The following is a 12,476-nucleotide window of genomic DNA, read 5'->3' on the forward strand; positions in this document are numbered from 1 at the left end:
TCAAAAGGAAGGGGGCGCATTTGGTTATTTCTTTGGGTAGGATTGGCACAAATGCTGGCATGCTGGCGATTCGCTGTCATGCAGGTTAAGTAGACAACAAGGACCAAGCCGTAGATGAGGGGACTTTTCCAGTCATGAGTAACATCGACGAATTACAGCGTCGCATCACCGCCGCCATGGACCGGGTGGCACTTGGTGTCGAAAAGCTCGGTACTGCAACCGGCGACGCTGATCCCGAAATGGCGCAGGCGCTGGAGGATGAGCGCACCGCGAATGCCCAGCTCACCGAACGGGTGCGTGCGCTCAAGATCAAATTTGCCTCTGAAATGGCCACAGTGCGCACGCAGGTCGAAGACTCTGATGCCCGCATGGCGCAACTGGACGTGGAACTGCAGCGGGTGCGCCGCGCCAACACCCAACTGACCGAGGCTTGTGCCGCGCTGCGCGATGCGAATGAAGAAGGGGTGGGTGATCCGCACCTGATCAACAAAGCGATGCTGGCCGAACTCGAAGCCCTGCGCGCCGCCCGCGCCGCTGATGTGGCTGAAGCAACTGCAATCTTGTCCGCGCTCACCCCGCTGATGGATGGTGCCAGTGCAGAGGAGACCGCATAATGCCCGAGATACAAATCACCATCGGTGGTCGGCAGTTTGAAGTTGCCTGTCAGGACGGCGAAGAAAGGTACCTGCATTCCGCCGCCAAGATGCTGGATGACGAGGCCCAGGTGCTCAGCGATCAGGTGGGCCGGATGCCCGAAGCGCGGATGCTGTTGATGGCGGGGCTGCTGTTGGCCGACAAAACCGCATCCGTTGAGGACCGCATCACCGAAGTGCGCGCCGAACTGGCAGAACGCGAGGCTGAACTGGCCGGTCTGCGCAATGTCACGATCGAACCCGAGCGCATTGAGGTGCCTGTGGTGCCGCAGGCGGTGACAGACACTCTGGCCGAACTTGCCGCGCGTGCGGAATCTCTGGCGGCAGAAATTGAAGAAAAGGTGGGCTAGGCCTGCATATTTGGCGAACCGGAATTCCTTGAGAATTCCGGTTCAGTTTTTCCAAGCGAACACGTGGCCTTAACCGTTCGCTTCGCGAATCTTGTCGGCGGCATCTTTGTCGAATGTCACACCGTTTTCGGCAAAGAGCGTGTCCAGTTCACCTGACAAGGTCATTTCCGTGATGATGTCACAGCCGCCAACAAATTCGCCTTTGACGTAAAGCTGCGGGATGGTGGGCCAGTCAGAGAAGTCCTTGATCCCCTGACGGATGCCGTCGTCTGCAAGCACATTTACGTCTGAAAAATCGACGCCCATGTAGTTCAGCACCCCCGCCACGCGGGATGAAAACCCGCACTGCGGCATCTCTTTGGTGCCCTTCATGAACAACACCACGTCATTGGCGGTGATGGTTTCTTTGATCTGGTTGCTGGCGTCTGTCATGTGCTTTGTCCTTGGTATTTCGAGTGGGATATCTGGGATCAGTCCGGTGCTTTGGTGGTCAGTGCGAGGGCATGCAGGTCGCCATTGGCCCCGTCCATCTTGCCCTTCAGCGCGGCGTAAACGGCGCGTTGTTGTTGCACGCGGTTCTGGCCACGAAAACTTTCGTCGATGACCATCGCGGCCATGTGCACACCGTCACTGCCTTCCACGGTAATCTGCGCATTTGGGAATGCGGCGCGGATCAGGTCTTCGATTTCGCTGGCTTGCATCGGCATAGGGGCGCTCCGGTCAGGCATGGTTTTGTTATCCTAGATGTAGTGGCGCTTGGCGCGGGGTGCAACGGGGAAGCGGTAACATCTGGGTGCCGCGGATTTCGCTTGGCAATCACGGCCCGGTCAGCCAGCCTAGGGCCATTCAAATCAGGGGGACCAAGACGTGCAATCGCCAGAACGCATACCGGAACAGGCCCTGTCGTGGGTCGATGCTGGCCTTGGCGCAGCGCTGGCCACGGTCATTGAAACATGGGGATCGGCCCCGCGCCGTGTGGGTGCGCAACTGGTGGTATCGGGGCAGGGCGACATGCAGGGCTCCGTATCGGGCGGCTGTGTCGAAGGTGCCGTGGTGGTTGAGGCGATTGAGGCACTTCAGGACGGGCGGCCACGTCTGTTGGAATATGGTGTCAGCGATGGCGATGCCTTTGCCGTCGGTCTGGCCTGTGGCGGGACGATCCGTATTATCGTTGAACCCGTGGGTGAGGCGGGCATGCCGGTGCAAATGCTGCGCGATCTGGTGGACGCCCGTGCCGCGCGCCGCGCCGTGGCCTATGAGGTGGCGCTGGACGGCACTGCGCGCACCTTGACGGACAAAGGTCACGCAGACCGCTTTCGCATGGACCGCTCGGGCCTCAGCGAAGATGGTCAGCAATTCATTGCCATCCACAATCCGCCCTTGCGTCTTGTGATCGTGGGGGCGGTGCATATCGCGCAAGCACTTGTGGGCATGGCACAAACTGCGGGATTTGATCCGCTGGTCGTGGACCCGCGCGAGGCGTTTGGATCAGAGGCGCGGTTCCCAGATGCCGCGATCATCAATGACTGGCCGGATGCCGCGTTGCAGACCATCGGAATTGATGCCCGCTGCGCGGTGGTGCTGTTGACCCATGATCCCAAACTGGATGATCCGGCCCTGCACATCGCGCTGGCCTCGGACGCGTTTTATGTCGGCGCTCTTGGCAGTACGCGCACCCATGCAGCGCGGGTTGAGCGGTTGACCGAAGCCGGGTTTTCGCCCGACCAGATCGGGCGCATTCGCGCCCCTGTCGGCCTGAACATCGGGGCGTCGGGGCCTGCTGAAATCGCAGTCTCCATTTTGGCCCAGATGATCCAGACCTTGAGGCAGGGATGAGGTTTGGCCCGGTTCTTTTGGCAGATGCCGAAGGTGCGGTATTGGCGCATTCGGTGGCTGTTGCAGAGGGCAGGTTGCGCAAAGGGCGGGTGCTGAGCGCCGAGGATGTGACCCAGATCCGCGAAGCCGGCCTTGTCGAGGTGATTGTCGCGCGGCTTGAACCCGGCGATGTGGATGAAAACACCGCAGCGGCGCACTTGGCGGGTGCGATCAAAGGCAACGGCGCGGGGTTAAGCGCCACCTCTGCCTTTACGGGCCGCGTCAATCTGATTGCCGATGGTCCGGGGGTTGCGGTTCTGGACGTTTTAGCGATTGAACATGTTAACAGGGTTCACCCGATGATCACCATCGCGACAGTGCCGCCCTGGCAACAGCTGGCCAAGGGGGGCATGGCCGCAACGATCAAGATCATCTCTTATGCGGTGCCACAAGCCGATCTGGACTTGGCCTGTGCCGCCGCGGGAGCAGGCGCGATCAGACTTGCCGCGCCGAAACTCAGAACAGCCACCTTGATCATCACCGAAATTCCCGGCGGCGTCGGTGACAAAGGCCGAATTGCCATCGCAGCCCGACTGGAAGCACTTGGCGTTGGCCTTGAGGCGGTGGTGATGGTGCCACACAAGACCCAGAAACTGGCCGATGCGATCAAAGATGCCAAAAGCGATCTGGTGCTGGTCCTCACAGGCTCCGCCACCTCTGATGATCATGATGTGGCCCCCAGTGCGCTGCGGCTTGCCGGCGGGCAGGTCCACAGATTTGGCATGCCGGTTGATCCCGGTAACCTGTTGTTTATCGGGGATATTGGCGACCAACACGTGATTGGTCTGCCGGGGTGCGCGCGCTCACCGGCCCTCAACGGTGCCGATTGGGTTTTGTCCCGTGTGGTCTGCGGGATTGAGGTGACCTCGCGCGATATTGCCGCAATGGGCGTAGGTGGCCTGCTCAAGGAAATTCCAACCCGGCCCCAACCAAGGCGCGGCAGTTGAGAATTTAGTGCATTATTGTGCCTGTTCGCAGAGTTGGCGCATTTTTCAGTTCTCAACGTGCGGGTGTCGTGCTTAACTCCCCTCAAACAAGACAATGAACCGGGAGGATATTATGCCACAGGTCAACATGACCGTGAACGGAAAAGCCGCGTCTGGCGAGGTGGAGGGCCGCACATTGCTGTCGCACTTCCTGCGCGAGGATCAGGGGCTGACCGGTACTCACATCGGATGCGACACCAGCCAATGCGGTGCCTGCGTGGTCCATGTAAATGGCGAGGCAGTCAAAGCCTGCACTATGCTGGCCATCGAGGCTGAAGGTGCCGACGTGGCCACCATCGAAGGTCAGGCCAATGCAGATGGATCGCTGAACGTGATCCAGCAGGCGTTTCAGGACCATCACGGATTGCAATGTGGGTTCTGCACACCGGGTATGGTGATGTCCGCCGCCGCACTGCTTAAGGACAATCCAAAACCAACAGAGGCTGAGGTGCGTCATTATCTGGACGGCAATATCTGCCGCTGCACCGGCTATCACAACATCGTCAAGGCGATCATGGCCGCATCCGGTCAGGACTTGGGTCCGCTGGCGGCTGAATAGACAAATCAAAGCGTGGGTTACACCCACCCTACGGGGAGGAAACGTAGGGTGGGTGAAACCCACATATTGGGGAGGAATAAATAATGCCTAAGGACAGTGGAATTGGTGCCAGCAGCAAGCGGCGCGAAGACGTTCGGTTTTTGACCGGGGCAGGCAACTACACAGACGACATCAACATCCGGGGGCAGGCCCATGTATTTTTCCTGCGCTCTGACGTGGCCCATGGCACACTGACAAATGTCGATACATCCGCGGCCGAGGGCATGCCTGGTGTGGTCAAGGTCTTTACCGGTGCGGATTTCGCCGAAGTGGGCGGGATGCCCTGCGGCTGGCAGGTGACCGACAGACATGGCGAAGCGATGCAGGAACCGCGCCACCCTGTGCTGGCCCATGGAAAAGTCCGCCATGTCGGCGAACCGATTGCCGCTGTGGTCGCAGATACACTTGAGCAGGCCCGCGATGCCGCGGAAGCCATTGTGGTTGACATAGATGAACTGCCCGCCGTCATCGACATGAAAGACGCAGTCAAGGACGGGGCAACCAAGGTACATGATGATCTCACTTCAAACCTTTGTTATGACTGGGGATTTGTTGAGGAAAACAAAGGCGCTGTGGATCAGGCATTCAAGGATGCGGCGCATGTAACGACGCTGGAACTGGTCAACAACCGGCTGGTCGCCAACCCAATGGAACCGCGGGTGGCAGTGGCGGATTATGCGCGCGGCGATGGAGAACATACGCTTTATACCACCTCGCAGAACCCACATGTGATCCGGCTGTTGATGGGGGCGTTTGTCTTGGGCATTCCCGAACACAAACTGCGCGTTGTGGCCCCGGATGTGGGCGGCGGGTTTGGCACCAAAATCTTTCACTATCAGGAAGAGGCGTTTTGCACATTTGCCGCCAAAGCCTGTAACCGCCCGGTGAAATGGACATCCAGCCGGTCTGAGGCGTTCATTTCGGATGCGCACGGCCGGGACCACGTGACCAAGATTGAACTGGCGCTGGATGGGGACAACAACTTTACCGCATTGCGCACCGACACCTATGCCAACATGGGGGCCTATCTCAGCACCTTTGCACCTTCGGTGCCAACATGGCTGCACGGCACATTGATGGCAGGCAACTACAAAACGCCGTTGATCTATGTGAACGTCAAGGCGGTGTTCACCAACACGGTGCCGGTGGACGCCTATCGCGGTGCCGGCAGGCCAGAGGCCACGTTCCAATTGGAGCGGCTGATTGACAAGACGGCGCATGAACTGGGTGTCGATCCGATAGCCCTGCGGCGGCAGAACTTTATCACCGAATTCCCGTATGCCACGCCGGTGGCGGTAGAATATGACACCGGCAACTATGTGGCCACCATGGACAAGCTCGAAGAGATGGCCGACATCGCGGGGTTTGCCGCACGGCGCAAAGCGTCAGAGGCCAAAGGCAAACTGCGTGGCTTTGGCATGAACTGCTACATTGAGGCTTGTGGCATCGCGCCCTCAAACCTCGTTGGGCAATTGGGCGCACGTGCGGGGCTTTACGAATCTGCGACGGTGCGTGTCAACGCCACTGGCGGTCTGGTCGTCATGACCGGCAGCCACAGCCACGGGCAGGGGCATGAGACATCCTTTGCGCAGGTTGTGGCAGAGATGATCGGCATTGACGAAAACATGGTTGAGATCGTGCACGGCGATACAGGGCGCGGGCCGATGGGCATGGGCACCTACGGGTCCCGCTCTATTGCAGTGGGCGGATCGGCTATGGTGCGGGCGACCGAAAAAATCATCGCCAAGGCCAAAAAGATTGCCTCGCATCTTCTGGAGGCGTCCGAGACTGACATTGAGCTCAAGGATGGCGTATTCAGTGTGGCAGGGACGGATAAATCCGTGGCCTGGGGCGATGTGACACTGGCCGCCTACGTGCCGCATAACTATCCGCTTGATGACATTGAGCCGGGTCTGGAGGAGACGGCGTTCTATGATCCGTCCAATTTTACCTATCCATCCGGCGCCTATGCCTGCGAGGTCGAGCTTGACCCCGAAACGGGTCAGGTCACGATCGAAAGGTTCTCGGCCGCAGATGACTTTGGCAACATCATCAACCCGATGATCGTGACGGGTCAGGTGCATGGTGGACTGGCCCAGGGGATCGGTCAGGCCTTGCTGGAAAACTGTTCTTATGACAGCGACGGCCAGTTGCTCAGCGCGTCCTATATGGATTACGCGATGCCGCGGGCCAGTGATCTGCCGTTTTATGATGTTGATCATTCCTGCCAGACACCCTGCACACACAATCCCTTAGGCGTAAAAGGCTGTGGTGAGGCAGGTGCCATCGGATCGCCGCCATCGGTGGTCAATGCGGTTTTGGATGCCATGCGGTCAGGGGGACATGACGTGGCGCATATCGACATGCCCGTCTCGCCCGCGCGGGTCTGGGCGGCGATGAATTCTTGAGTTGCACCGACAGGACCGGGGGCCAACCCCCGGACCCCCGGTAGTATTTATGGAACAATGAAAGGGAAGGCGGCAGGGATCGTGCCGATCGCCCCGAGGTTGAAGGAAACAAGATGTACAATTTTGACGTTGAAAGACCCACCACGATCGCAGACGCGGTTCAGGCGATGTCGCGTGACGAGGCGCAGCCGATCAGCGGCGGGCAGACCCTGATCCCGACGCTCAAGGCGCGGCTGGCGGCACCGTCGGTTTTGGTGTCACTGACCGGCATTGATGAGATGCAGGGGGTGTGTACGGACGATGAGGGACGGCTCTGCATCGGCGGGGCCACAACCCACGCCACAGTCATGCGCGAGGCGGCGTCCCATTATCCGGCGCTGGCCGGTCTGGCAGCGCGCATTGGCGATCCGGCGGTGCGCAATCGTGGCACCATCGGCGGATCGGTGGCCAACAACGACCCGTCAGCCTGCTATCCCGCAGCGGTGCTTGCGAGCGGGGCTACCGTTGTGACCAACAGTCGCGAGATTGCTGCAGACGATTATTTTCAGGGCATGTTTGCCACCGCTTTGGAAGAAGGTGAGATCGTCACGGAAGTTAAATTCCCGGTTCCGGACGCCGCGCATTATGAGAAGTTCATTCAGCCTGCATCGCGGTTCCCGCTTGTGGCTGCGTTCGTGGCAAAGTTCAGCGACGGTGTGCGTGTCGCGATCACCGGGGCGTCCAATGATGGTGTGTTTCGCTGGACGGAGGCAGAGGCCGCACTGACTTCGAATTTCTCGGCGGATGCGCTGGCAGGTCTGAGTGTCGATGGCACGGACATGATCAGCGATCTGCATGGCACCGGGGCATACCGCGCCCATCTGGTGGGTGTCATGACAAAACGCGCAGTGGCTGCTATCGGATAACAAGCCATTGGAATCAGCGAAAGACCGCCTTCATCCTTGGGGGCGGTTTTTTTGTTTTTTATGAGATGGTTAGATGCAGTCGCGTTGGGTGATGAGCCGCAATCCCCAGTGCCTGCCGTCGTTGATATTGGATAGCGGAACCCGCTGGCGATATATGCGTTATTACGCAAGCGCTGCTCGAATGGCGTCAGAAAACGGCAAGGACTGCATCAATGAAAAAATTTCTAAAATCAACAACCTCTCTGAGCATCAGCATCGCTTTGGCGATGCCGACGACAGGTTTTGCTCAGGCTGAGGCCGTGTCCTGCGGCCCCACCAAGGAGCAGGTCGAATTCCCCTGTGCTTTGAAATCCGGCGATTTGATCGAGTCCAAGAAGGATTTGAGGGAGGCCCGCAAAGCGCTGCGGCAGGCTCTGAAGGCAGCCAAAGATAGTGGTGCAGCCATAACCGAAGACATGTTGGAGGCCGTCGAGGATGCCTCGGATGAGGCGGTGGATCAGGCTGCGGCAGACCAAGCGGCAGCGGATCAGGCAGCGGCTGACCAAGCGGCTGCAGATCAGGCGGCAGCGGATCAAGCGGCTGCAGACCAAGCAGCGGCAGATCAGGCTGCAGCAGATCAAGCGGCAGCAGACCAAGCAGCTGCAGACCAAGCAGCAGCGGATCAAGCGGCGGCAGATCAGGCGGCTGCGGATCAAGCGGCCGCAGATCAGGCGGCGGCAGACCAAGCGGCTGCGGATCAAGCGGCAGCGGACCTGGCGGCGGCAAATCAGGCAGCGGCAGACCAAGCGGCAGCAGATCAAGCGGCAGCGGACCTCGCGGCGGCAAATCAGGCAGCAGCAGATCAGGCAGCAGCAGATCAGGCAGCGGCTGACCTCGCGGCAGCGAACGCAGCAGCAGACGCGGAAGCACAGGCCGCGCTGGAAGCACAATTGGCGGAAGAAGCGGCAGCAGCTGAGGCGCAGGCTGCTTTGGATGCACAGGCTGCCACCGACGCCCAAACAGCCGAAGCAGCGGCGGTTGAAGAAGCCCTGCGTGAAGAGCGCCGTGCCGCGCGTCGCGAGGAGCGTCGTGCCGAGCGTCAGGCAGAGCGGGCAGCGGCAGCAGCGGCTGCAGCCGAGGCTGATGCAGGCACGGCAACGGCAACCGTTGTGACCGAGGAAGTCACAGCGGATGAAGTGCGGACGTCGGATGAAGAGTTCGACACATCTGTTGCCAGCCGGTCCGCGGCAGCGGCACCAGCGACGGCGGCAGCCACGGCAACCGCGCCCGCCGCCGCCCCGGCCGAAGACAGCGGGTTGAGCAAATTTGAAAAAGCTCTGTTGCTGGGTCTGGGTGCGGTCGTGGTCGGCTCTGTGCTGAAAAATGGCGACAAGATTGTCAGCCGATCTGGTGACCGCGTCGTTGTACAAGATCCAAATGGCGATTTGCGGGTCTTGAAAGACGACGATGCCTTGATCCGCCGCCCCGGCGATGAGGTGCGCACCGAGACATTCAGTGATGGATCAAGCCGCAGCACGGTCGTGAAGCCGGACGGATCCAGGATTGTGACCATCCGCGCCCGTGATGGGTCTGTTCTGCGCCGGGTGAATGTCGATCCTCAGGGTCGCGAATACATTCTGTTTGATGACACCACCGTGGAAGAGCAGGAAATTGTGGTAAATGAACTGCCACAGATCGAGCAACGTTCTGCATCTGTGGGCACCCAGTCCGAGGATGCCCTGCGTGCTGCTTTGGAAATGCAATCAGCGGTGCCGCAGAACCGGACGTTCTCGTTGCGTCAGGTGCGCGAGATAAGTCAGGTGCGTTCACTGGCTCCGGAGCTTGAATTGGATGCGGTCCGCTTTCAAACCGGGTCAGCGGCGATCTTGCCAGAGCAGGCGCGCAGCCTGGCGCGTATTGGCGGCACCTTGCGTGAACTGATCCGCCAGGATCCGCGCACGGTCATTTTGGTCGAAGGGCACACAGATGCCGTGGGCGATGCGACCTATAATCTGGCCCTGTCGGATCGGCGTGCGGAAACGGTGGCACTGGCCTTGACGGAATATTTCAATGTGCCCCCGGAAAACATGATCACCCAAGGCTACGGTGAATCTGCGCTGAAAATACCGACGCTGACCGCAGAGGCGGCGAACCGCCGGGCCGTTGTGCGCAATATCACCGGATTGCTGCGCTAAGTTCGACCCTTTAAACGAACAAAAGCCCCTGCGTCACAGCAGGGGCTTTTTTTATCGACGGGCTCTATGCGTTTACCCCCTCAGCCAAATGGCAGAGGGAGGCGCGTATGGTCAGCTTTTTGGCAAAGGTCCAATCAGCATGACCATCTGGCGGCCTTCCATCTTTGGAAAGTTCTCGACCTTGCCCGCATCTTTGGTGTCTTCGGCAACCCGTTCCAGCAATTCGCGGCCCAGATTCTGGTGCGCCATCTCACGGCCCCGGAAACGCAGGGTGATTTTCACCTTGTCGCCATTTTCCAAAAATTTGAAAACATTGCGCATCTTCACATCGTAGTCATTCGTGTCCGTATTCGGGCGAAACTTGACCTCTTTGATCTCGATGATCTTTTGCTTCTTGCGCGCTTCGGCTTCGCGTTTCTGCGTCTCGTATTTGAACTTGCCAAAATCCATGATCTTGCACACGGGTGGATTGGCGTTTGGCGAAATCTCAACCAGATCAAGTCCGGCTTCCTCGGCCATTTCCATGGCACGTGTCGGGGTCACGACGCCGGCGTTTTCGCCGTCTGCACCAATCAGGCGGATTTCAGGGGAACGAATATTTTCGTTGACGCGCGGGCCGGTGTCGCGTTGCGGCGGCGCATTATGGGGTCTGCGAGCGATGGTGATTGTCCTTTGATTGTTCACAATTTTCGAATTTGCAAGGTAGACGCGGTACCGGACATCTTCAAGCCGCAAAATTCAGCCTAAGGAGGCATGCAAAAAGAATTTCCTCTTGAACCTTCTGGGTTTGATGCGCATTTGGACCATCAGAGGGCCGGGATGCACATGCAAGACCACCAAGGCTCGCCATGAGGGGACTAAAACATGAAAAATATTATTTGGATTATCGTTGCTGCCGTGATCGCGATCGGCGGTTATATGCTGTATTCGGGCAAATCCGCCACCGAAATGGCGACAGACACGGCCGAGGCTGTGACAGCACCAGAGCCGGTTGATACGACAGCTGAAACGGAAGCGGCAGAAGCAGCGGCGGCAGCCGAAGCAGAAGCCGCCGAAGCGGCAGCAGCAGCCGAAGCTGAAGCAGCCGAAGCAGCAGCAGCGGCGGAAGCCGCGGCGGCAGAAGCAGCAGCGGCAGAAGCTGAAGCAGCAGCGGCAGCCGAAGCGGCAGCAGCCGAAGTGGAAGCGGCAGCGGCACAAGCCGCAGCAGAAGCGGAGGCAGCAGCGGCAGAGGCGGCAGCAGCCACAACCGAGGCAGCGACTGACGCGGCCGAGGCGGTAGATGAGGCTGCTGATGCAGCAACTCAAGCCACCGAAACCGCAACCCAATCAGTAGACGCCGCCATGGCAGATGAGCTGCTGACCGTTGAAGGCTTTGACCTCGATAAAGTGACAGCGATGATCGAAGAGTCCGATCTTGGTCCACTGCAGAAAACCACGTTGACCAACGGTGTTGAGGCCGCAAAGGACGATCCGGACCTGCTCAAGGCCTTGCTGGAACAGATCCGCGAAGCGATGAACCTCTGATCTGATCAGACGTCAATCACATCAATAAAAGAAAGCCGCGTCCTTGAAAAAGGGCGCGGCTTTTTCTTTGGCACTTTTCTAAAGTCCGTTGATTTTAGCCGACAAAGGCCTTTTCAACGACATAATGCCTGGGGTCTGAATTCGCCCCTTCCTCAAGGCCAAACCCTTCGAGGATCTTCTTGAGGTCGGTGTTCAGCCCGATGGATCCACAAACCATCGCCCGGTCTGTCGGGGCTGAAATGCCGTCAATCCCCAGATCGCTGAACAACGTACCGTCTTCGAGCAAGGTGGTGATCCGGCCCATCTTGGGGCTTTGTTCACGGGTGGTGGTCGGATAATAGCGGATCTTGGCCAGATTTTCGGCACCGATCAGTTCCTGCATCATCTCATCCGCCTGCAGATCTGCAATCAGGGTGCGGCTGTATTCCAGCTCAGCCACATCGCGACAGGTATGGGTGATGATCACCTCATCGTAATCCTCATAGGTCTGCGGTTCACGCAAAAGCGACGCGAAAGGTGCAAAGCCTGTGCCGGTGGCAAAGAACCACAGCCGCTTGCCGGGCAACAGGGCGTCATGCACCAGCGTGCCGACAGGTTTGGGCCGCAGAATGATCTGATCGCCGGGCTGGATATGCTGCAGTTTCGAGGTCAGCGGCCCGTCCTGTACCTTGATCGAATAGAACTCCAGCTCGTCGTCCCATGCCGGTGACGCAATGGAATAGGCGCGCAGCAGCGGCTTTTGCTTGCCGGTCACCGGGTCGGGATCGCCCATCAGGCCAATCATCACAAATTCACCCGACCGGAACCGCAACGAGGCGGGCCGGGTGACGCGAAAGGAAAACAATCGGTCAGTCCAGTGTTTCACAGAAGTCACTGTCTGCGCGTCCGGCAGGGTCGGTACGGGTTTGGCGGCTGTTTGGTTCACAGGTGTTTGCTCAGTCATTATTCATCTCGCAAGCGGATGCCTGCGGCCTTGTCTTAAAAGAAGGGAGGGGTGAGGGCA

The 12,476-nt window shown here is 59.1% G+C and carries 13 protein-coding genes; 9 read left to right on the forward strand and 4 right to left on the reverse strand.

Features of this window, described 5'->3' with window-relative positions:
- Nucleotides 1–134 precede the first annotated feature (134 nt).
- The gene (locus C1J02_RS09820; RefSeq protein WP_114878415.1) at nt 135–614 is read left to right on the forward strand and encodes a hypothetical protein; all 480 of its coding nucleotides are present in this window, start codon (nt 135–137) and stop codon (nt 612–614) included.
- Nucleotides 614–1,003: a cell division protein ZapA gene (locus C1J02_RS09825; protein WP_114878416.1), complete on the forward strand. Its 390-nt coding sequence runs from the start codon at nt 614–616 to the stop codon at nt 1,001–1,003. Before C1J02_RS09820 ends, C1J02_RS09825 begins: the two co-directional genes overlap by 1 nt.
- 69 nt (nt 1,004–1,072) lie before the next feature.
- On the opposite strand, the gene grxD is transcribed toward C1J02_RS09825, so the two are convergent.
- Both grxD and C1J02_RS09835 read right to left on the reverse strand, forming a co-directional pair.
- Nucleotides 1,073–1,435, reverse strand: a complete 363-nt coding sequence (grxD, locus tag C1J02_RS09830) for a Grx4 family monothiol glutaredoxin (RefSeq protein ID WP_114878417.1) — start codon at nt 1,433–1,435, stop codon at nt 1,073–1,075.
- Nucleotides 1,436–1,473: 38 nt separating this feature from the next.
- Nucleotides 1,474–1,710, reverse strand: a complete 237-nt coding sequence (locus C1J02_RS09835) for a BolA/IbaG family iron-sulfur metabolism protein (RefSeq protein ID WP_114878418.1) — start codon at nt 1,708–1,710, stop codon at nt 1,474–1,476.
- 160 nt (nt 1,711–1,870) lie between these two features.
- Between C1J02_RS09835 and C1J02_RS09840 the strand changes: the two genes are divergently transcribed.
- The 6 genes from C1J02_RS09840 (at nt 1,871) to C1J02_RS09865 (ending at nt 9,949) form a co-directional block, all read left to right on the forward strand.
- Nucleotides 1,871–2,839, forward strand: a complete 969-nt coding sequence (locus C1J02_RS09840) for an XdhC family protein (protein WP_114878419.1) — start codon at nt 1,871–1,873, stop codon at nt 2,837–2,839.
- Complete coding sequence (locus C1J02_RS09845) at nt 2,836–3,825, forward strand: molybdopterin-binding protein (RefSeq protein WP_114878420.1); 990 nt, start codon at nt 2,836–2,838, stop codon at nt 3,823–3,825. Before C1J02_RS09840 ends, C1J02_RS09845 begins: the two co-directional genes overlap by 4 nt.
- Nucleotides 3,826–3,937: 112 nt before the next feature.
- Nucleotides 3,938–4,423: a (2Fe-2S)-binding protein gene (locus tag C1J02_RS09850; protein ID WP_114878421.1), complete on the forward strand. Its 486-nt coding sequence runs from the start codon at nt 3,938–3,940 to the stop codon at nt 4,421–4,423.
- An 83-nt stretch (nt 4,424–4,506) separates the two neighbouring features.
- Entirely contained in the window at nt 4,507–6,870 is a 2,364-nt protein-coding gene (locus C1J02_RS09855) for a xanthine dehydrogenase family protein molybdopterin-binding subunit (protein ID WP_114878422.1), read from the forward strand.
- Nucleotides 6,871–6,983: 113 nt separating this feature from the next.
- Nucleotides 6,984–7,775, forward strand: a complete 792-nt coding sequence (locus C1J02_RS09860; RefSeq protein WP_114878423.1) for a xanthine dehydrogenase family protein subunit M — start codon at nt 6,984–6,986, stop codon at nt 7,773–7,775.
- 212 nt (nt 7,776–7,987) lie between these two features.
- Nucleotides 7,988–9,949: an OmpA family protein gene (locus C1J02_RS09865; protein ID WP_114878424.1), complete on the forward strand. Its 1,962-nt coding sequence runs from the start codon at nt 7,988–7,990 to the stop codon at nt 9,947–9,949.
- Between the two features lie 111 nt (nt 9,950–10,060).
- On the opposite strand, the gene infC is transcribed toward C1J02_RS09865, so the two are convergent.
- Entirely contained in the window at nt 10,061–10,609 is a 549-nt protein-coding gene (infC, locus tag C1J02_RS09870; RefSeq protein ID WP_205389912.1) for a translation initiation factor IF-3, read from the reverse strand.
- 204 nt (nt 10,610–10,813) lie between these two features.
- Here infC and C1J02_RS09875 point away from each other — a divergent pair, with 204 nt between their 5' ends.
- Nucleotides 10,814–11,473: a hypothetical protein gene (locus tag C1J02_RS09875; protein WP_114878425.1), complete on the forward strand. Its 660-nt coding sequence runs from the start codon at nt 10,814–10,816 to the stop codon at nt 11,471–11,473.
- Nucleotides 11,474–11,567: 94 nt separating this feature from the next.
- Here the strand turns inward: C1J02_RS09875 and C1J02_RS09880 are convergent, their stop codons facing one another.
- The gene (locus tag C1J02_RS09880) at nt 11,568–12,416 is read right to left on the reverse strand and encodes a ferredoxin--NADP reductase (RefSeq protein WP_114878426.1); all 849 of its coding nucleotides are present in this window, start codon (nt 12,414–12,416) and stop codon (nt 11,568–11,570) included.
- Nucleotides 12,417–12,476: the final 60 nt, after the last annotated feature.

Source organism: Sulfitobacter sp. SK011 (genome assembly GCF_003352065.1).
Lineage (GTDB): Bacteria > Pseudomonadota > Alphaproteobacteria > Rhodobacterales > Rhodobacteraceae > Sulfitobacter.